This is a genomic window from Methylorubrum extorquens, from assembly GCF_024169925.1.
Classification (GTDB): Bacteria; Pseudomonadota; Alphaproteobacteria; order Rhizobiales; family Beijerinckiaceae; genus Methylobacterium; species Methylobacterium extorquens_A.
Genome location: NZ_JALJXF010000001.1, coordinates 766920 through 787340, shown reverse-complemented (window position 1 = coordinate 787340; position 20421 = coordinate 766920). Strand labels below are relative to the sequence as shown.

General features: G+C 66.8%; 18 protein-coding genes and 1 tRNA gene. 15 read left to right on the top strand and 4 right to left on the bottom strand.

Going from position 1 to position 20421, the window contains the following annotated elements:
• Positions 1–561: 561 nt before the first annotated feature.
• Positions 562–636, bottom strand: a tRNA-Thr gene (locus J2W78_RS03830).
• Between the two features lie 282 nt (positions 637–918).
• Here J2W78_RS03830 and rpsT point away from each other — a divergent pair.
• The 5 genes from rpsT (at position 919) to J2W78_RS03805 (ending at position 6759) form a co-directional block, all read left to right on the top strand.
• Positions 919–1185, top strand: a complete 267-nt coding sequence (rpsT, locus tag J2W78_RS03825) for a 30S ribosomal protein S20 (RefSeq protein ID WP_056197115.1) — start codon at positions 919–921, stop codon at positions 1183–1185.
• A gap of 814 nt (positions 1186–1999) precedes the next feature.
• Positions 2000–3505, top strand: a complete 1506-nt coding sequence (dnaA, locus tag J2W78_RS03820; protein ID WP_253368156.1) for a chromosomal replication initiator protein DnaA — start codon at positions 2000–2002, stop codon at positions 3503–3505.
• A gap of 315 nt (positions 3506–3820) precedes the next feature.
• Positions 3821–4942, top strand: a complete 1122-nt coding sequence (dnaN, locus tag J2W78_RS03815; RefSeq protein ID WP_253368155.1) for a DNA polymerase III subunit beta — start codon at positions 3821–3823, stop codon at positions 4940–4942.
• A 40-nt stretch (positions 4943–4982) separates the two neighbouring features.
• Entirely contained in the window at positions 4983–6140 is a 1158-nt protein-coding gene (gene recF, locus J2W78_RS03810; RefSeq protein ID WP_253368154.1) for a DNA replication/repair protein RecF, read from the top strand.
• Positions 6141–6147: 7 nt separating this feature from the next.
• On the top strand, positions 6148–6759 hold the full coding sequence (locus J2W78_RS03805) for a LysE family translocator (protein ID WP_253373957.1): 612 nt from the start codon (positions 6148–6150) through the stop codon (positions 6757–6759).
• Positions 6760–6762: 3 nt separating this feature from the next.
• Here J2W78_RS03805 and J2W78_RS03800 read toward each other — a convergent pair whose 3' ends face one another.
• Complete coding sequence (locus J2W78_RS03800; RefSeq protein ID WP_253368153.1) at positions 6763–6978, bottom strand: hypothetical protein; 216 nt, start codon at positions 6976–6978, stop codon at positions 6763–6765.
• Between the two features lie 116 nt (positions 6979–7094).
• Between J2W78_RS03800 and recQ the strand changes: the two genes are divergently transcribed.
• The gene (gene recQ / locus J2W78_RS03795) at positions 7095–8942 is read left to right on the top strand and encodes a DNA helicase RecQ (RefSeq protein WP_253368152.1); all 1848 of its coding nucleotides are present in this window, start codon (positions 7095–7097) and stop codon (positions 8940–8942) included.
• A 45-nt stretch (positions 8943–8987) separates the two neighbouring features.
• Here the strand turns inward: recQ and J2W78_RS03790 are convergent, their stop codons facing one another.
• A complete protein-coding gene (locus J2W78_RS03790; protein WP_253368151.1) occupies positions 8988–9131 on the bottom strand; it encodes a hypothetical protein in 144 nt (47 codons plus the stop codon).
• Between the two features lie 509 nt (positions 9132–9640).
• Between J2W78_RS03790 and J2W78_RS03785 the strand changes: the two genes are divergently transcribed.
• The 9 genes from J2W78_RS03785 (at position 9641) to J2W78_RS03745 (ending at position 19402) form a co-directional block, all read left to right on the top strand.
• On the top strand, positions 9641–10327 hold the full coding sequence (locus J2W78_RS03785; RefSeq protein ID WP_253368150.1) for a trna delta -isopentenylpyrophosphate transferase: 687 nt from the start codon (positions 9641–9643) through the stop codon (positions 10325–10327).
• A 108-nt stretch (positions 10328–10435) separates the two neighbouring features.
• The gene (gene recD2, locus J2W78_RS03780) at positions 10436–12619 is read left to right on the top strand and encodes an SF1B family DNA helicase RecD2 (protein WP_253368149.1); all 2184 of its coding nucleotides are present in this window, start codon (positions 10436–10438) and stop codon (positions 12617–12619) included.
• A gap of 152 nt (positions 12620–12771) precedes the next feature.
• Complete coding sequence (locus tag J2W78_RS03775) at positions 12772–13947, top strand: hydrolase (RefSeq protein WP_253368148.1); 1176 nt, start codon at positions 12772–12774, stop codon at positions 13945–13947.
• A 190-nt stretch (positions 13948–14137) separates the two neighbouring features.
• The gene (purL, locus tag J2W78_RS03770) at positions 14138–16363 is read left to right on the top strand and encodes a phosphoribosylformylglycinamidine synthase subunit PurL (RefSeq protein ID WP_253368147.1); all 2226 of its coding nucleotides are present in this window, start codon (positions 14138–14140) and stop codon (positions 16361–16363) included.
• Between the two features lie 27 nt (positions 16364–16390).
• On the top strand, positions 16391–16627 hold the full coding sequence (locus tag J2W78_RS03765; RefSeq protein ID WP_253368146.1) for a BolA family protein: 237 nt from the start codon (positions 16391–16393) through the stop codon (positions 16625–16627).
• A 73-nt stretch (positions 16628–16700) separates the two neighbouring features.
• Entirely contained in the window at positions 16701–17036 is a 336-nt protein-coding gene (gene grxD / locus J2W78_RS03760; protein ID WP_253368145.1) for a Grx4 family monothiol glutaredoxin, read from the top strand.
• A gap of 72 nt (positions 17037–17108) precedes the next feature.
• The gene (locus J2W78_RS03755; protein WP_253368143.1) at positions 17109–18011 is read left to right on the top strand and encodes an NAD(P)/FAD-dependent oxidoreductase; all 903 of its coding nucleotides are present in this window, start codon (positions 17109–17111) and stop codon (positions 18009–18011) included.
• Between the two features lie 108 nt (positions 18012–18119).
• Positions 18120–19004: an SMP-30/gluconolactonase/LRE family protein gene (locus J2W78_RS03750; protein ID WP_253368142.1), complete on the top strand. Its 885-nt coding sequence runs from the start codon at positions 18120–18122 to the stop codon at positions 19002–19004.
• 185 nt (positions 19005–19189) lie between these two features.
• Positions 19190–19402, top strand: a complete 213-nt coding sequence (locus J2W78_RS03745) for a hypothetical protein (protein WP_253368141.1) — start codon at positions 19190–19192, stop codon at positions 19400–19402.
• A gap of 26 nt (positions 19403–19428) precedes the next feature.
• On the opposite strand, the gene J2W78_RS03740 is transcribed toward J2W78_RS03745, so the two are convergent.
• On the bottom strand, positions 19429–20259 hold the full coding sequence (locus J2W78_RS03740; RefSeq protein ID WP_253368140.1) for a hypothetical protein: 831 nt from the start codon (positions 20257–20259) through the stop codon (positions 19429–19431).
• Positions 20260–20421 lie beyond the last annotated feature (162 nt).

Genomic DNA, 20421 nt, shown 5'->3' with positions numbered 1-20421 from the left:
AGCGCAATCCACGCGCTGGTGTACTTGCATGAAAACGCATCAGCATGGAAATGGTGCCGACTGAGAGTGCTGATGTGACAAGCGGGATTTGGACGGAGTCGAACGAGGGGACAGCCCGGAAGGACGCTGCGTGCGAGAGTAAACGCGCGGCAGATAGTGGTGAGGCCGCGCCCAGGTGGCAGAGGGAAAGCGGTAGCCCTGTCGCGATAGGGACAGTCAATCGACGCCCCCGATTAGCGGTCGGCGTCATTGGAATGTCTAACCAGTCATATCGTCGACCCGCGCGGGGCCACGTTTCGAACGTGCCAGCTGAGTAAAGTCGTCACGCTACGTCTGCGATTCTGCGGGCAATGACGTATGCCCATCCATCGTCGGTAGGCTAAGCCGTTTCGTACTCGAGCCGGTCGGGAGGCATTTGCAGGCCGAGGCAAAAGCTGCGGATCCTACAAGCTGCCAAGGTGGTTCTATTCGTAAACCTGTCCACGGGTTCAGGATTTGGGGCTCAGGTTCGTACGAACCTCAGAGCACTCCACAAAGGGACAGCTAAGTCATTGAGAAGAATGGTGCTGCGAGAGAGGATTGAACTCTCGACCTCCTCATTACCAATGAGGTGCTCTACCACTGAGCTACCGCAGCGCGGTGCCGGGGGGCGGTGCCGCCGCCGGACTGGAGGGGCATTAGCCGATCGAATTTCGCTTGGCAACGCTGTTCCGTCGCACAAAATGCGTGAGCCGCAAGATTGAGCGATGGCATGACGATTTGTTGACGGACCATGGGTGTGTCGCTATAGAGCACCCACCACGTCCGGCCGCAGCATTGCGACCGGTCTTTTCGCCTTTGCTTATCATCAGGCTGCGTTGACCGACACCGGATGCCCCGGGCCGGGTTCTTGCCGCCACGACCAGACGAGGATGCCCCATGGCCAACACCGTGTCGGCCAAGAAGATGACCCGCAAGATCGCCAAGCGTACGGCGATCAACCGCTCGCGCCGCTCGCGGATGCGTACCTTTGTCCGTAAGGTCGAGGAGGCGATTGCCACCGGCGATCAGGGCCAAGCCCTCACGGCCCTCCGCGCCGCCGAGCCGGAGATCATGCGCGCTGCCCAGAACGGCATCGTTCATAAGAACAACGCTTCGCGGAAGGTCTCCCGCTTGGCCGCCCGCGTGAAGGCCATCGCTGCCTGATCGGATTGCGACGGCTCCCGGCCTTCCGAACGGAAGGCTTGCCGGGAGCTCGCTCGATATGATGCTGCATTCAGCCCGGCCACACTGGCCGGGCTTTTTTCATGCCTGCAAGGCCACGTGAGTCCTAAAGCAGGCCATGGCCCGTGACAGGCGTGACGGAGAGGCGGCATTGCCCCTCCCCGAGTGTGCTGCCGCTGGACGTGCTCGAAAAGCTTCCGATGATCGGCCGTCTTCCCCTCGGCACGACGGCGCGGCCTGCGTTCGGTGAGAGACGCGAAGCCGGCGGGCTTCGCCGTGCCCCCGAGCAGGCTCCAAGCCGAGGCTCGATCGGCCACGGTTGTGCACCGGCCCATGATGCTTCTCCACAGTTCGCGCCGGGTTATCCCGAATCGACGCTTGCAGCTGCTCATTGAGGGCGCTCTGAAGATTTCGTTAACCATGCGCAAAGTGCTTTTCATTGCGCACAGACGCGCTGCCCGTGTAGCTTAACAAAACCTTGCCGGGCGAGCAGCTCGACAAGATCAGCACCTACACCCCCAGAGTCGTCCCCAAGTTGCGGGCAGGCCTTCGACTCTTCGGTCCCTACCTGACGACTCGGTGGCCACGAAGATGTTTTCCCCGATCGTCCCGCTGTTAGGAGAACGATAGAGGATTGTTGATACACAGCCATCTTTAGCGATGGGCCGCGACGCAGCTCTTGACAGCGCCGCGGCCACTCTCGGTGCCGCCCGGATCGGGCGGCGCCTCCTCTCGTGTGGCGTATGCGTACGCGTCCCCTCCGGTCCGCCGGCTGAGGATGCGAGGAGACACGGTGATGCACCTCGACGGCAGCATGTCGGACGGCGATGGCGGAAACGGCAGAGGAAGCGTTGATCTTCCCGCCGCCTGGACACGGGTGAAGCGGCGGCTGCGGGCGGAGCTTGGCGAGGATGTCTTCGCGAGCTGGTTCGCCCGCCTCGAACTGGAGAATGTGGAGGGTGGGGTCGCCCGCCTCACTGTTCCGACTCGGTTCCTCAAGAGCTGGATCGAATCGCATTACATCGACCGAGTGCTGACGACCTTCCGCGCCGAGGCCGATGGCGTCAGCCGCATCGAGGTCGGCGTGCGCGGTCCCTCCGCCCCGGTTCGGCCGAGTGCCGGCGTGCAGGCGAAATCGAACCCGACGAGCGGACCGCTGACCCGTCTCCACGCGATCGCGACGCCCGCGGCCCTCCAGGGACCCGGACCGATGATCGAGACCGAGATCACCTCGTCCCGCGGTGATTCGGCCGGGGTCGATCTCAACGGCGCGCCGCTCGATGCGCGGCTCTCGTTTGCGAACTTCGTCGTGGGCCGCTCCAATGCGCTGGCCCATGCTGCTGCCGAGCGGATCGCCCGCAGCGACAGCGACGGCGCGCTCTATAACCCGCTTTACGTTCATGCCGGCGTCGGCCTCGGCAAGACGCACCTGCTCCACGCGGCCGGCCACGCCGCCCGCGAGGCCGGACGCCGGGTGATCTACCTCACCGCCGACCGCTTCATGTACGGCTTCGTCAACGCCCTGAAGACGCAGAATGCCCTGGCCTTCAAGGAGCGCCTGCGGGCGATCGATCTGCTCATCCTCGATGACGTGCAGTTCATCCAGGGTAAGTCGATCCAGACGGAGTTCGGTCACACCCTCAACGCACTGATCGATTCGGGGCGTCAGGTGGTGGTCGCCTCCGACCGGCCTCCAACGGAGCTGGAAGCGCTCGACGAGCGCGTGCGCTCGCGTCTCGCTGGTGGCCTCGTCGTCGAAATCGGCGGGCTCGACGAGGGGCTTCGCGCCTCGATCCTCTCCGCCCGGCTCGACGCCGTACGTCAGAGCCACCCGAACTTCGAGGTCTCGCCGGCCGTGTCGGCTTATGTCGCCCGGGCGATCACGGCCAATGGCCGCGACCTCGAAGGTGCGGTGAACCGGCTCCTCGCCCACGCGACCCTCACCGGCGCGCCGGTCACGGTCGAGACCGCCGAGACCGCGATCCGCGACCTCGTGAAGAACCGCGAACCCAAGCGGGTGAAAATCGAGGACATCCAGAAGCTGGTGGCCTCGCGCTACAACGTGTCGCGTTCCGACATCCTGTCCGAGCGTCGGACCGCCGCCGTGGTGAAACCGCGCCAGATCGCGATGTATCTGTCGAAGGTGCTGACCCTGCGCTCCCTGCCCGAGATCGGTCGCCGCTTCGGCGGGCGCGACCACACCACCGTGCTGCACGCGGTGCGCAAGATCGAGAAGCAGATCGGTGAGGATGCGGTGCTCGGCGACGAGGTCGAGCTGCTGAAGCGTATGCTCCAAGACTGAGACGGGGCCGGGCGCGTCCCGGTCTCGCCTTTGTGGCGTTTCGTCATTCCTGCGGATCCGGTCCGGTCCGGTCCGGGCCGTCCTCCCGCGCCGCGCGCCATCGAGGGGCGGGACAGCGCGAAGGCCGCCCTTGCCTTCGCGGGGGCGCTTCGCCAAGCTGCCGGCCCTGTTCCGCTTCGGAGTGCCTCGCGAAACGTCCGGTCGCCGGCCCATTCTCCGGTCGCGATGGCCGAACGGGCGTTTGGTGAGCTGCATTCTCATCCGGCCTGATCGACGGCGGGCGGGTCGATTGTTCAAGAGACGACGGGTTTTCCGATGAGAGTCACAGTCGAGCGCGCAGCCCTCCTGAAATCGCTCGGCCACGTCCACCGGGTGGTGGAGCGGCGCAACACGATTCCGATTCTCTCCAACGTCTTGCTGCGCACCGGCGAGAACGGCCTTCAGCTCAAGGCGACCGACCTCGATATCGAGGTGACGGAGACCGTCGCCGCCGACGTGCTCGATGCCGGCGCCACCACGGTGCCGGCCCACGTCATCTACGATATCGTTCGCAAGCTGCCCGAGGGCGCGCAGGTCTCGCTGGAGACCTCCGGTGAGACGGGGCAGATGACGATCCGTTCCGGACGCTCACGCTTTGCGCTGGGCGCCCTGCCGGAGGGCGACTTCCCCGATCTCGCCGCGGGCGAGCTTCCGCATTCGTTCGTCATTCCCGCGGCCGAGCTGAAGCAGCTCATCGAGAAGACGCAGTTCGCGATCTCCACCGAGGAGACGCGCTACTACCTCAACGGCATCTACTTCCACACCCTTGAGGTCGAGGGCGCCCTGAAGCTGCGCGCGGTGGCAACCGATGGGCACCGGCTCGCTCGCGTCGAGACCGAGGCTCCCGAGGGCAGCCGCGGGATGCCGGGCATCATCGTCCCGCGCAAGGCCGTCGCCGAAATCCAGAAGCTCGTGGACGATAGCGGCGACAGCGTGCAGGTCGAGCTGTCCCCGGCCAAGATTCGCCTGACTTTTGCCGGCGGCGTGACCCTGATCTCGAAGCTGATCGACGGCACCTTCCCCGACTATCAGCGGGTGATTCCCACCGGCAACGACAAGCGCCTGACGGTGGAGCGTGACGCCTTCGCCAAGGCGGTGGACCGCGTTTCGACCATCTCGTCCGAGCGTGGCCGTGCCGTGAAGCTCGCCGTGAGCGAGGGACGCCTCGCCCTGTCCGTGACCAACCCGGATGCCGGCTCGGCGACCGAGGAGCTTGATGTCGATTACGAGTCTGCCGCCCTCGATATCGGCTTCAATGCCCGCTACTTGCTCGACATCACCGCTCAGCTCCAGGGCGACACCGCCCTGTTCAAGCTCGCCGATCCGGGCTCACCGACGCTGATCCAGGATCGGGATGGCGCCCCGGCGCTTTATGTGTTGATGCCGATGCGCGTGTGAGTCCGCTTCCGGCTGCGGCCGGATCGGATATATCGCTTCGATGGACATGCTGCCGGGAGGCCCCCGCCTCACCCGCCTGATCGCCCGCGATTTCCGCAATCACGTCGATCTCGATCTTGCCACCACCCGCCGCTTTGTGGCTCTGGTCGGCGAGAACGGGGCGGGCAAGACTAACATCTTGGAGGCCGTCTCGCTGTTTTGTCCCGGCCGCGGACTGCGCCGGGCCGATCTGGCGACGATGGCGCGGGTCTGCGGGCCGGGGGGATTCGCCGTGTCGGCGACGCTCGAAGCGTCGGAAGCCGAGCATCGGCTGGGCTCCGGCTACGAGCCGCCGGGCTATGACGGGCGCGGCACGCGAGTCTGCCGGATCGACGGCGCGCCCGCCTCCTCCCCCGTGGCGTTCTCGGAGTTCCTGCGGATCGTCTGGCTGACGCCGGATTTCGACGGGCTGTTTCGCGGTTCGGCCGGCGACCGGCGCCGTTTTCTCGACCGGCTGGTGCTTGCCGTCGATGCCGGCCACGGCGCTCGCGTTTCGGCGATGGAGCGAGCCCTGCGCTCGCGCAACCGCCTTCTCGACGAGCGGCCGGATGACGGCCGCTGGCTCGATGCGGTCGAGCGCGAAGTGGCCGAACTCGGCGTTGCCGTGGCGCTCGCCCGGCGCGAGACGGTGGAACGCCTCGATCGGCTGATCGCCGAGACGCGGGACGATGCCGCGCCCTTCCCTTGGGCCTCGCTGCGGTTGGAGGGCGACCTCGACGACCTCGTCGCGGTTTGGCCGGCTTTGGAGGCGGAGGATCGCTTCCGCCGCGCATTGATGCAGGGCCGCCACCGCGACCGCGCGGCGGGCCGCACCCTGATCGGGCCGCAGACCACCGACCTTGTCGTGCGCCACGGTCCCAAGGACGTACCCGCCGCCACCGCCTCGACCGGCGAGCAGAAGGCGCTGCTGATCGGCCTCGTTCTCGCTCATGCCCGCCTCGTGCGGGCAATGAGCGGGCTCGCACCCCTCATCCTCCTCGACGAGGTCGCCGCCCATCTCGATCCGCGCCGCCGCGGCGGGCTGTTCGATGCGCTCGAAGCGCTGGAGGGGCAGGTCTGGATGACGGGCGCCGATCCGGCCTTGTTCGCCGAGTTGCAAGGCCGTGCCGACATGGTCAACATTGCGGACGGGCGCATCGTGGCGTCGCAAGCTGGTTGAAGAGCCAATGCCGCTGTCAAGCCTCGCGCTCTTTGCTGCCGTTTGCGCGGTTGCGGTCGCCTCACCCGGGCCGGGCGTGTTCGCTCTCGTCGCCCGTGTGCTGGCGCGTGGAACCCGCGGCGTTCCAGCCTTCATCGCGGGATTCCTCGTCGGCGACTTGCTTTGGTTCTCGATCGCAGCGACCGGCTTCGCCCTGCTCGCTCAGAGCTTTGCTGCCCTCTTCATTGGCATTCGGTATCTCGGCGCGGCCTATCTCGCCTACCTTGCGTGGCGCGCGTGGACTGCGCCGGTCGAAACGATCTCGGGTGAGCCCGTGCGGGGCGAGAACGGGCCGCGGCTCTTCCTCGGTGGCTTGGCGTTGACGCTCGGCAACCCGAAGGTCGTCTTGTTCTTCCTCGCGCTGCTCCCGACCGTCATCGATCTGGAGCATCTGACGCCACTTGGAATGATCGAGATTGCCGCGACCATCGTGGCCGTTCTCAGTGCGACGCTCACCGCCTACGCGGTTGCCGCGCTCCGGGTTCGGCGCCTCTTCGTTTCGGCCAGCGCAAGACGGGCAGTCAATCGCGGCGCCGGCACGGTGATGGCGGGGGCAGCCATCGCTGTCGCGGTTCGGTGAAACTCAGTCCGGTTCGGCGGGCAGGCCAGATCGGCCTTCCCCCCCTGACTCAGTCTCCTCCGGCCTGTCGTGTCTCGGCGGATGTGGCACGTCCTGCGCGAGCGACGCTTCACGTAAGCACCGTTCGTTGGCAAGCGCCACACGGGTGACTTCGATCTTGCCAACCCACAACCGAGCCGCCAACTCCTCCGTCACCCGGTCGGTCTCGTCGATTGCCATGGGCATGGTCTCAGGTCTCGGCTGCAGCCGTTGCGTTGCCGTTGTAGACTCAGCCTCGATCTGATCCGACACGCTCCGCCTCGCGGTCCCGTCCAAAATCCAGCCATCGAGACACCATGTCCAAACGCCTCGACGAGGCCCGTGCCGCGCTGAAAAAGACCTTCGGCTACGACGATTTCCGTCCCGGCCAGGACGAGGTGATCGGCGCCGTGCTCGACGGTACGGATGTGTTCGCGGTGATGCCGACGGGCTCGGGCAAGTCGATGACCTACCAGTTGCCGGCTCTGGTCGATGCCGGACTGACGGTGGTGGTCTCGCCGCTGATCGCGCTGATGCACGATCAAGTGCAGCAGATGCACGCCTTCGGCATCGAGGCGGCGACCCTCAACTCGACGATTGCCGAGACGGCGTCGCGGGAGACGTGGCGCAAGATCCGCTCCGGCGAGCTGCGCCTGCTGTTCGTCTCGCCGGAGCGCCTCCTCATGGATGGCTGCATGGAAGCCCTGCGCGGGGCCGGCGTGCGGCGGCTTGCGGTGGACGAGGCGCACTGCGTCTCGCAATGGGGCCACGACTTCCGCCCCGAATACCGCGAAATCGCTCGCGCCCGCGAGGCGCTCGGCAACGTACAGACCCTGGCGCTCACCGCCACCGCCGACGCCGCGACCCGCGCCGAGATCGCCGAGCGGCTGTTTCCGGCAGGGCGACCTCCGAAGACTTTCGTCCACTCCTTCGACCGGCCGAACATCCGGCTGACCTTCCAGCCCAAGGACAACCCGACCCGCCAGTTGGAGCGTTTCCTGCGCGACCGCCGCGCGGAGAGCGGCATCATCTACTGCTCGTCACGCAAACGGGTGGAGCAGCTCGCCGACACGCTGAAGGGGGACGGGTTCAACGCCCTGCCCTACCATGCCGGGCTCGACCAGGGCACGCGGGCGCGGAACCAGGACACCTTCCTGCAAGAGGACGGCGTGGTGATGACCGCCACGATCGCCTTCGGCATGGGCATCAACAAGCCGGACGTCCGCTACGTCTGCCACGCCGACATGCCGACCAACATCGAGGGCTACTACCAGGAGATCGGCCGCGCCGGCCGCGACGGGTTGCCGTCGGACACCCTGACCCTCTACGGCCTCGACGACATGGCCCTGCGCCGCCGCCAGATCGACGAGAAGGAGATCTCGGAAGAGCGCCGCCGGGTGGAGCGGCGCAAGCTCGAGGCGATGATCGCCCTGTGCGAGGGCGCCGCGTGCCGCCGCCAATCGCTGCTCGGCTATTTCGGCGAGGCAAGCGAGCGCTGCGGGCGCTGCGATCTCTGCCGGGGCGGCATCTCGCTCATCGACGGGACGGTGGCGGCCCAGAAGCTGCTCTCCGCCATCGTTCGCACCGGGCAGCGCTTCGGCGCAGCCTATGTCTGCGACGTGGTGCACGGCAAGGAAAGCGACTCGATCCGCCGCAACGGCCACGCCGCGCTCAAGACCTTCGGCGTCGGCAACGACAAGCCGGTGGCGGCTTGGCGCGCCCTCCTGCGCCAGCTCTTCGCCGCCGGAGCGGTGGCCGAGAACACCGACGGCTATGGCGGCCTCGTGATGACCGAGAAGGGCGAGGCCATCCTGTTCGGCCGCGAGACGATCGAGGTCAGACCCGATCCGGAGCCGAAGAAGGCCGAGCCAAGGAGCCGCCGCGCCGCGCCGCGCGACGACGAAGCGAATGCGCTGAGCGAGGCGGACGAGGCGCTGTTCCAGCACCTGCGGGGGCTTCGCGCCACCATTGCGCGGGCGGAAGGCATCGCCGCGTTCATGGTGTTCCCCGACCGGACCCTGATCGAGATGGCGCGCGCAAAACCCGTCGATCTCTGGGCGCTCCGGACGGTCCATGGCGTCGGCGAACGCAAGCGCGAGGCCTATGGCGAGCGCTTCACGGACGCGATCCGCGAATTCCTGGCCGACGCGAAGCAGGCCGGCTGACTCGGGGGCAGCGCAATGGCGCGTTGCCCCCGTGCAAGTGGGCGATCAATCGTAGGTGAAGCCCTCGTCCTTCATGTAGACGTTGGACACGCCGTTGCACCAATCAAGCTTGAAATCGTCCGAGCCGCAGTCACGCCACTTCACGCGGAACGGCACGACGCAATCGCCGTCGTTGCTATTCCAATCCAAGGACGCGGACTGGCCGGGATTGATCAATCCGCCGATCCAGTTACGGCTCCAACGGCCATTCCGATACGCACATAAATCGGTTATTGCATAACATTCAGCGCCATTATGCGGTCTGAACGCATAATTGCTCCCGATTGCTGTTGATTTAAGAGACATTAATCCTGATAAGACAATAAAATGATATAAATTATCATGCAAGATCCAAAATTGAAACTCGATCAGACGATAAAGCCACGTCCATATTCAGCCGTAAATTAGTGAACCCAACGTGGATTGACGAAGCCTCTCAAAGTTTGATCGGGCTCACCGCACAGGCGCTTTCACCGATCCCGAAGGCCGATAGGTGAGCCGCAATGGGGCATCGCGACCTCCCGCCGCAGGCCCCGCGGTTTGCGTCGGCAAAAGTTATCCACATATTATCCACACAGAGAACATATAGTGAACATTCGCCGTTGCCGAAGACGGCGTGCTCCCACTCACGGGCCATGTCCACAGTCTGGGGACGCACCATGAGAACAGCCGACAAGCAGATTGCCGACATCCTCGTGCGCTTCGGCGAGCCCTTCGCGGGCAACGTCTGGCGCGTGCAGGGCACGGCGGTGATCTATCACAAGACCCTGGAGCGGATCGCCGCCCACACCAAGATCCACTTCGATCCGCCGACGCTTCTGCGCAGCGAGCGCGACGAGGCGGTAATCCTCGTCACCGGCCACATGCCCGGCGAGAAGGCCGGCGAGGCGCGGGTCGAGTGGTCGATCGGCGAGGCGCTGGTCAACGTGAACTATCGCGTCTCCGGCCGGCAGGCGGCCTACGTCTACGCCATGGCCGAGAAGCGGGCGAAGGACCGGGTGATCCTCAAGCTGATCGAGCTGCACGGCCTCGTCTATTCCGAGGAGGAAGCCGACGAGTTCCGCCAGAACCAGCCGATGGCGATCCGCGCGGTGGACGAGGATTTCGATGCGCCGCCGGCCTTCGACGAGGTGACCGAGCAGGAAGCCGACCTCAAGCGCCTGATCGACGAGGCGGAATCGATCAATGCGGTGACCGACCTGATGCTCGACGAGCGCACGCAGGGCATCCTCAACGCCATGCCGCACGGCACCCGCGAGGAAGTGCGCGACTACGCCAAGGCCCGGCTACGAGCCCTCGGCTGGCCACCGGCCAAGAAGGGCGGACGCGGCAGCCGCGCTGCATAAGAGGATCCCGAAGGACAAGCCCTTCGGCAGAGCCCCAGCGGTCTCGCAGGGCTCTGCCCTGGACCCGCGAAGGGACCCATCCTTTCGAAACCATGATGGGGTGAGCCGATGAACGCGCCGGTCCGGCCTCCCGATCTCGACGTGCTCGCCGGTTCGGTCGAGCGGGTGACGTTCCACAGCGCCGAGACGGGGTTCTGCGTCCTCAAGGTCCACGCTCGCGGCCGGCGCGACCTCGTGCCGGTGGTGGGCCATGCCCCCGCCATCGCCGCGGGCGAGTGGCTGACGGCCTCGGGCCGCTGGACCACGGATCGCGAGCACGGCCTCCAGTTCCGCGCCGACACGCTCCAGGTGACGCCGCCCACGGGGATCGAGGGCATCAAGCGCTATCTCGCCTCGGGCCAGATGCGCGGCATCGGCCCGATGACGGCCAAGCGCATCGTCGCCGCCTTCGGCGAGGCGGTGTTCGAGATCATCGAGGCCGAGCCGGCCCGCCTTACCGAGGTCGAGGGCATCGGCCGCAAGCGCGCCGCGCGCATCGTCAAGGGCTGGGCCGAGCAGAAGGCGGTGCGGGAGATCATGATCTTCCTGCACGCTCACGGCGTCGGCACCGCGCGGGCGACCCGCATCTTCCGCACCTATGGCGGGGATTCGCTGAAGGTGATGGCCCAAGACCCCTATCGGCTCGCTCGCGATATCCGCGGCATCGGCTTTCGCACCGCCGACGCCATCGCCCTGCGCCTCGGCCTCGCCCCGGCCGCGCCGCAGCGGCTCGCGGCCGGTGTGTCCTACGCGTTGCAGACGGCGATGGACGAGGGCCATTGCGGCCTGCCCGTCGAGCGGCTGGTGCGCCTCGCCGCCGACCTCCTCGACGTTGCAGCCGATCTCGTCCGGCTCGCGGCGGCGCTTGCCCTGCGCGAGGGCCGCGAGGTCGTTGCCGATACCCTGCGCGGCGAACCCTGCCTGTTCCTGAAGGGCCTGCACGGCGCCGAGCGCGCCATCGCGATGCGGCTGGCCGAGCGCGCCGCCGGCCCGCCACCCTGGCCGGCGATCGATTTCGCTCTGGCCCGCCCCTGGGTCGAGGCGAAGACCGGCAAGACCCTTTCCGCCTCGCAGGCCGAGGCGGTCGAACTGGTGCTCCGTTCGAAGCTCTGCGTGCTCACCGGCGGCCCCGGCGTCGGCAAGACCAGCACCCTCGACGCGATCCTGCGCATCCTCACCGCCAAGGGCGTGCGGGTGGGGCTTGCCGCCCCCACCGGCCGGGCGGCCAAGCGCATGGCCGAGCAGACCGGGCTGGAGGCACGCACCCTCCATCGCCTGCTGGAGATCGATCCGCGCAACGGCGGCTTTCAGCGCAACGAGGACAACCCGCTCGATTGCGATCTCCTCGTCATCGACGAGACCTCGATGGTTGACGTGCCGCTGATGCACGCCCTCCTCAAGGCGGTGCCGGAGCATGCCGGCCTGATCCTCGTCGGCGATGTCGATCAGCTTCCCTCGGTCGGGCCTGGGCAGGTGCTCGCCGACGTCATCGCCTCCGGGGCCGTACCGGTGGCGCGCCTCACCGAGATCTTCCGCCAGGCGGCGCAGAGCCGCATCGTCGTCGCCGCCCACGGCATCAACACGGGGCGGATGCCGACAGCGCCCACCAAGGGCGAAGAGAGCGATTTCTACCTCGTCGAGATCGAGGAGGCGGACGAAGGCGTCGATTGCTTGATCGAACTCGTCACCCGCCGCATCCCTCGCCGCTTTGGCCTCGATCCCACCCGCGATATCCAAGTGCTGACGCCGATGATCCGCGGCTCGCTCGGCAGCCGCAATCTCAACCATGCTCTGCAGCGCGTGCTGAACCCGTCGCCCCCGGCGGAGGTGGAGCGCTTCGGCTGGCGCTTCGCGCCCGGCGACCGGGTGATGGAGACCCGCAACGACTACGACCGCGACGTGTTCAACGGTGACCTCGGCACGATCAGCGCCATCGATGCGGAAGACGAAGCGCTCGTGGTCGATTTCGATGGTCGCGCGGTGATCTACCCGTTCAACGAACTCGACACGCTGGTGCCGGCCTTCGCCACGACGATCCACAAGGCGCAGGGCTCGGAATATCCGGCCGTGGTGATCCCGGTGGTGACGCAGCACCGCACGATGCTGGCGCGCAACCTGCTCTATACCGGTGTCACCCGCGGGCGCCGCCTCGTCGTGCTGATCGGCCAGCGCCGGGCCCTCGCGATGGCGATCCGCGAAGGGGCCTCGCGGCGGCGCTGGACCAAACTGCGGGAATGGCTGGACGCCGCCTGAGGCCGGGGCATCGGCGTTTTGCCCTCGCCCCGGCCCCGCTGCTTCGTGTAGGCAGCGGGCGAAGGGGCGCGTCGTCCGCACGCCCCGCCTTCAGTCGAGACAAACGGCGGTCCGCTATTCCTGAGTCCGAAGACGCGCATCCGGTACGTCAGGTGTTCTACCTGCCGGGCTTCGATCCCCGCGAACCCGAGACCTATTGGGGTCTGTTTCGCCGCGAGAGCCGCATCATGGCCGAACGGCGCGGCATGGCGATCACGGTCGGCGACCCGGTCCGGTCCGCCGACGGCATCAGCCTCGATTGGGACGTGGAGAGCGAGGCCGAGGGGGACGCGACGCGGGTGCGCTACAGCCTCCTGCGCTGGGACGACATCGTCCGCGACCGTTTTCCCCGCTCCAACCTGCGCCGGCTCGTGAGCCTGCCGGGCTTGTGGTGGCGGCTGTGGCGCTCCGGTTACCTGCGGAAGTTCCAGCGCGAAGCGCGGCGCTTCTATCGGGTGATCGTCAGCGTTCACCAGTTCTATCTGGTCTTCGTTCTGGCGAGCCTCGCGCTCGCCGTCGCGGCGGTGACGCTGACCCCGCTCGCGGCGCTGCCGCCGCTCGCCGGCATGGCCCTTGTCCCGCTGCTCGCATACGCGATCCTTGCCTTGGTGACCCATCTGACCCGGGGAAAGCCGCTCTACGTCACGCATCTTGTCGATGACACCGCCTTCACCCACGATCACGCCTCGGGGCGCGAAACGGCGATGCGCGAGCGCCTGGGCCCCTGGGCGGAGCGCATCCGCGCGGCGGAGGGACGGGCCTCCGAGATCGTGGTGATCGGGCATTCCTCGTCGAGCTTCCTCGCCTTCGAATGCCTCGACCGCATCGTGAAGTCCGATCCCGAGTTCGGCCGGCGCGGCACGCCGGTGACGCTCGTGACCATCGGCAGCGTCATTCCCTGGCTGACCCTCGACCCGCTGGCTGAGGAGGCGCGTGGCTCCCTCGGCCGGATCGGCCGCGACACGGCGATCGGTTGGCTCGACATCCGGGCGAGCTGGGACTGGCTCTCGATCCACTTGCGCGATCCGGTCAGCGCTTCCGGCCTGCCCGCGCCGCCCTCCGGCCGCTTCGCGGTGATGCGCGTCGAGATCGAGGATCTGATCGAGCCGGCTCTCGTGGCGCGGCGGCGGTGGAACCTGTTCCGCATGCATTTCCAGCTCCTGATGTCGAGCCGAGAGCGGGACGCCTTCGATTACGTCGCCTTCGTCGCCGGACGGGAGCCCGTCCACGCGGCGGTGGAGCGGTGCCATGCGCAGCGGCCTGTGACAGCCCGCGCAGAATTGGCGTAGGAAAAATGCGCGGCCAGCTTGTGCGCAATCCGATCGCGGGGGTGTGCGCCCTTTGCAGCCGGTACTGATCCGCTCTAGAGCGATGCGCAAAGTCATTTGTGTCGCAGCGAGCCCGCTCGGCTCGCCATCGACCGGTTCCGGTTGAGGGATCGGATCGGTCTGCGGCAAAGGTTTGGGACAGGGCCTTCGGATGTTTCGCAACGATGTTCCGATCACACCCGAGCTGGTGCGCCAGCACGGCCTGACACCCGACGAGTACGAGCGCTTCCGCGCCCTCGTCGGCCGCGAGCCGACGTTGACCGAACTCGGCATCGTCTCCGCGATGTGGAACGAGCACTGCTCGTACAAGTCCTCGCGCAAGCACCTGCGCGGCCTGCCAACCTCGGGTCCGCACGTGATCCAGGGGCCCGGCGAGAATGCCGGCGTGATCGATATCGGCGACGGCCTCGCCTGCGTCTTCAAGATGGAAAGCCACAACCACCCGAGCTTCATCGAGCCCTATCAGGGTGCGGCGACCGGCGTCGGCGGCATCTTGCGAGACGTCTTCACGATGGGGGCACGGCCCATCGCCGCCTTGAATGCCCTGCGCTTCGGCTCACCGGACCATCCGCGTACCCGCCACCTCGTCTCCGGTGTCGTCGCGGGCGTGGGCGGCTACGGCAATTCCTTCGGGGTGCCGACGGTGGGCGGCCTCGTCGGCTTCCATCGGCGCTACGACGGCAACATCCTCGTCAATGCCATGGCGGTCGGCCTCGCCCGCACCGACGCGATCTTCTACGCCGCCGCCACCGGCGTCGGAAACCCGATCGTCTATCTCGGCTCGAAGACCGGCCGCGACGGCATCCACGGCGCGACCATGGCCTCGGCCGAATTCGACGAGTCGAGCGAGTCGAAGCGGCCGACCGTGCAGGTCGGCGACCCCTTCGCCGAAAAGCTCCTGCTCGAAGCCTGTCTGGAGCTGATGGCCTCAGGCGCCGTCATCGCAATTCAGGACATGGGCGCGGCCGGCCTCACCTGCTCGGCGGTCGAGATGGGCGCCAAGGGCGATCTCGGCGTGGAACTGCACCTCGAAAAGGTGCCGACCCGCGAAGAGGGCATGACCCCCTATGAGATGATGCTCTCGGAGAGCCAGGAGCGTATGCTCATGGTGCTCAAGCCCGGCATGGAAGCCGAAGCGCAGGCGATCTTCGTGAAGTGGGGCCTCGACTTCGCCGTCATCGGCCACACCACCGATACGCTGCGCTTCGTCATCAAGCACAACGGCGAGACCGTCGCCGACCTGCCGATCAAGGAACTCGGCGACGAGGCGCCGCTCTACGACCGCCCGCACATCGCCAATACGCATCAGCCCGTCATTGCTGCGGCAAGCGTCGAAGCCAGCGTGCCGAACGCCGAAGCGCTCAAGCGTCTGGTCGGCTCGCCCGAACTCGCCTCGAAGCGCTGGGTCTACGAGCAATACGACCACTTCATTCTCGGCAACACCGTGCAGAAGCCCGGCGGCGACGCCGCCATCGTCCGGGTCGAGGACGGGCCGAAGGGTCTCGCGATCTCCACCGACGTGACGCCGCGGTACTGCGAGGCCGATCCGGTCGAGGGGGGCCGGCAGGCGGTCGCGGAAGCGTGGCGCAACATTACGGCCGTCGGCGCTCGCCCGCTCGCGATCACCGACAACCTCAACTTCGGCAACCCGGAGAAGCCCGAGGTGATGGGCCAGCTCGTCGGCTGCCTGAAGGGCATCGGCGAGGCCTGCCTCGCCCTCGACTTCCCCGTCGTGTCTGGCAACGTCTCGCTCTACAACGAGACCAATGGCGTCGGCATCCTCCCGACCCCGACCATCGGCGGCGTCGGCGTCATCGATGATGTCGAGCGGCACGCCACGGTCGCGCTCAAGCGAGAGGGTGATGTGCTGGTGCTGATCGGGCGCACCGAGGGCTGGCTCGGCCAGTCGCTCTATCTCTCCGAGATCGCGGGCCGCGAAGAGGGCGCACCGCCGCCGGTCGATCTGGCGATCGAGCGACGCAACGGCGACTTTGTGCGCAGTCTCATCGTCTCCGGGATCGCCGACACTGTCCACGATCTCTCCGACGGCGGCCTCGCCGTGGCTCTGGCCGAGATGGCGATGGCCGGCGGGATCGGAGCGGCCCTGCCGGCGGCGCCGGAAGGCGTGCCGGTTCATGCCTACCTGTTCGGCGAGGATCAGGGCCGCTACCTGATCGCCGTGCCGGCGGAGGCGGCCGCCGACCTTCTCTACAGCGCCTCGGCGCAGGGTATCGATGCCTCGACCGTCGGCATCGTCGCGGGCGACAGCTTGGTGCTGCCGGGCGAAGAGACCATATCCGTGGCCGAGCTGAAGGCCGCGCATGAGGGCTGGTTCCCCGCCTACATGGCGAGCCAGCCGGCCGCACCTGCGGCGTAACGAGACGAAAGCGAGCGGAGAGCCCCCATGCCGATGGATGCGCGCGAGATCGAGTCGATGATCCGCGAGGCGCTGCCCGACGCGCACGTCGAGATCAAGGATCTGGCGGGCGACGGCGACCACTATGCGGCGACCGTCATTTCCTCCGCCTTCAGGGGCAAGACCCGCGTCGCCCAGCACCAGATGGTCTACGGCGCGCTCCAGGGACGGATGGGGGGCGTGCTCCACGCCCTTGCGCTCACCACGGGCGTCCCGCAGGATTGAGCCGACCTTGAAATCAGACGGTCTGGTCTGATCTCACACCCGAACGAGACGAAGAGACAACGAGGACCGTGCGATGACCGACGTCAACTCCACCATCAAGAACGAGATCGATTCGCAGGACGTGGTCGTGTTCATGAAGGGCACGCCGCAATTCCCGATGTGCGGCTTTTCGGGTCAGGTCGTCCAGATCCTCAATTACCTCGGCGTGCCCTTCAAGGGCGTGAACGTCCTCGACGACATGGCGGTGCGCGATGGCATCAAGGCCTTCTCGAACTGGCCGACGATCCCGCAGATCTACGTGAAGGGCGAATTCGTCGGCGGCTGCGATATCGCCCGCGAGATGTTCCAGTCGGGTGAGCTGCAGCAGTTCCTTTCCGAGAAGGGCGTGCCGGTGAAGAGCGCCGCCTGAGCGGCGGCACTTTCGCGAAACTCTTTCGCGATCACGAGGCTTGATCCCCGGCGGGTTCGCCGGGAGATCATCATGCATGACGTCATCATCGTGGGCGGCGGCCCGGCCGGGCTCAACGCCGCCCTGATCCTCGGTCGGGCCCGTCGCAGGGTTCTGCTTTGCGATGCGAGCCAGCCGCGCAATGCCGCGACGCCCCGCACCTGGGGCCTGTTCTCCCGCGACGGCACCCCGCCCTTCGATCTCCGCGCGCAGGGCCGGGCCGACCTCGACCGCTACGAGACCGTCGAGTGCCGCGACGTTGCAGTCATGGAAGCCGCGCGTGATGCCGACGGTTTCACCATCCGACAGGCCGACGGCACCCGTGAGCGGGCGCGCCGCCTGATCCTTGCGACCGGCTTGGCTCAGGATATCCCTGAAATCGAGGGCTTCGACACCTATTGGAGCACGGGGGTGCATTCCTGCCCCTATTGCGACGGCTTCGAGGTTCGCGACCGCCCCCTCGTCGTCTACGGCCGCGGGCATGGCGGCTGCGGTCTCGCGCTGGAACTGACCGGCTGGAGCCAGGACGTCACCTTGTGCACGAGCGGTCGCGACGGCGATTTGTCCGAGAAGGATCGGGATCGGCTCGCCCGCAACGGCGTGCGGGTGATCGAGGCGGAGATCGAACGGCTGGAAGGGGACGGATCGCGGCCCACCTGCCTCCGCTTCCGTGACGGAAGCCAGACGGCTTGCACCGCACTCTTCCTGATGCCGTTCGCCTGCAGCCCCTCCCCGCTCATCACCCAACTCGGCTGCGAACTCGACGAGACCCGCAGCGTGGTTCCGACCCGCGAGTACGAGAAGACCAACGTGCCCGGTCTCTACGTCGCGGGCGATGCGTCGCGCCGCGTGCAATTCGCCGTCGTGGCCGCCGCGGAGGGCGCGATGGCGGCTTTCGCCATCAATGCCGAGTTCGTCGCGGAGGCGACCCGGTAAAACCGCAGGTTTCGCACCGGCCATCTTCCGATGAAGGAAAAAGCGCAAGCGCGGTGCGTTGATCGAAGCGGGGTGAAGCACCCCACCCTTGAACGTGCCGGAGCCTCGATGACCCCACCCGTCCATCCCTACACGCCGCGCGTTGCGGTCGCCTGCGGCTGCGCCCTCGGCGAGGAGGTTGTCTGGGATGCCCGCGATGGATCGTTGCTGTGGGTGGATATCGAGAACCCGGCGATCTGGCGGCATTGGCCTGCTTCGGGCGAGACCGTTCGGATCGCGCTCGACGAAAAGATCGGCTTCGCCGTTCCGACGCCGGATCCGGATCGCGTCGTCGCGGGATTCAAGTCCGGGGTCACCGCCTTGCGGCTCTCGGACGGATCACGGACGCCGCTGGTGCGACCGGATGACTACCCCGCGGGCAATCGGCTCAACAGCGGCAATGCCGGGCCGGATGGCTGGCTCTATTTCGGGAGCATGGACGACGGGGAGGAGGCGGAGACCGGTGGCTTCCACCGTTGGGACGGTGCGCGGGTCGAGACGTTCGGTACCCGTGCCGCCGTGACCAACGGTCCGGTCGTCAGCCCGGACGGTCGACGTGTCTACACGATCGATACGGCGAACGGTATCGTGTGGCTTCACGCTCTCGATGACGGGCGGATTGGCGAAGCACGACCGCTGATCCGCTTCGAAGAAGGCTGGGGCAAGCCGGACGGCCTGACGCTCGATGCCGAGGGTCACCTCTGGATCTGCCATTACGGCGCCGGCCGCATCACCCGTTTCGATCCTGACGGCGGCGTCGAGTACGTCGTGCCCATGCCGACGCCGCTCGTGACGAAATGCGCTTTCGGCGGTGACGATTTCTCGACGCTCTATGTCACGACCTGTCTTCGGGGACGTGATCCGACGATCGAGCCGATGGCAGGTCATCTCTACAAAGTCGAAACAGACTTTCGCGGCATCCCAGCCAATCTTTTGACACTGCCGCAAACGTGAGTTGCACGGCTGTTACTGGCACGGTGTGCGGCTTCGCACCGCAGTAAGTTCTGTTGCGGCGCAGATATGAAGAAACGGTCAAGATTGACGAACAGGCGGAACTTATCCCCGTTTTGTTTGTTCTTCACACACGGTCGAGCTTTCGCTCGTAAGCCGCGTGCCCTCGCCGGGGGTGGGAGCGGGACATGCCAATCTTCGATGGGAAGTATCTGAGCGAGCGCGGTGAAACCGAGGCGCTCGCTATGATCCTTCGCCCGACGCCGAAGGCTCGGGAAGAGGCACGCGAGCGTGGGCGGATGCGCATCGAGCAGGCGACCATGTTGGCCGAGTTGGCGCCAGCCGTACCGGGCACGACGCTCGCGGCACTCACCCCCGCCGACATTCTGCCGGTCACCTGATCGCCGATTCGTACTAATGATCGTATCTACCACGCTTGGGGCGTGATGATGCCCTGGCGTGTTACCACGACCCACTGACGACCCCGGCGTTCAATCGCCTCGACCCGGCCGATACCGGGTACGGCATCACCCCGTCCTACTTCGACGAGTTGACGGCGACGGTCTTCCAGGATCGCGACGCCATCATAGACATCGCGCAGCGCCCAGCCTTCGAGGGTGTTGATCTTCGGCTTGTCCGGAAGACTCCCGGTCTGAGTCGGCTCCGGCGTACGCGCCTCGGGCTTAGCCTCAGATTTGGCGGGCGCGGCGGCCGCGACCGGTTGCAGCTTCTTCTCCCACTGCGCCAATGCGCCCGTCATACGCTCAGCTTGGTCACGATCGACGCGGGCCACCGTCTCGGACAGGCTCGCCAATCGCTTGTCGAGCGCTTGCTCGGTGCGGCCAAGCCGTTCCGTGAGGGTATGGCCGAGCGCCTTGGTCTCACTGCGAGCAGCTTCGCTCGCCTCGCGCAAAGCCGTCACCGTGCGAGCGAGCCGGTCGATCTCCTGAGCGAAACGAGCCGCGTCCGAGCGCCCGGCCGATAGCTCGGCCTGGACCTGCGCGAGTTCCGCGCCGGATCGCTCGCGAGGGCCTGCCACCACGAGGCACAGGCCGCCAACCAAGGCGGCCACGCTCGCGGCGGCCAACCGACCGTTGGCTCCGAGGAACGACTTGCGCGTCGGGGCGGATGCGGGCGCCGTGGCGTCTGCACCGACCTTCGCGCCACCGGTAACCGCTTGCTTCAGCATCTCGACGGGCGAAGGCTGCGCCATCGGCTTGCCGGTTGCACCTTTGCCCGGCTCGATCGTCTCCGACATGGCATAGGCCTTCCAATGATGAGGTCGGCAGACCTCGGACGGTAATCCACGAGTAGCGCCTGCCCGACGACGATCGGTTTCGTTCAGACTTCGCCGCCGGTTCGGGGGGCTCGCGTGAGAAGCGCACCGCTGGACATGACGCGAGGCGATGACAAACGCTCT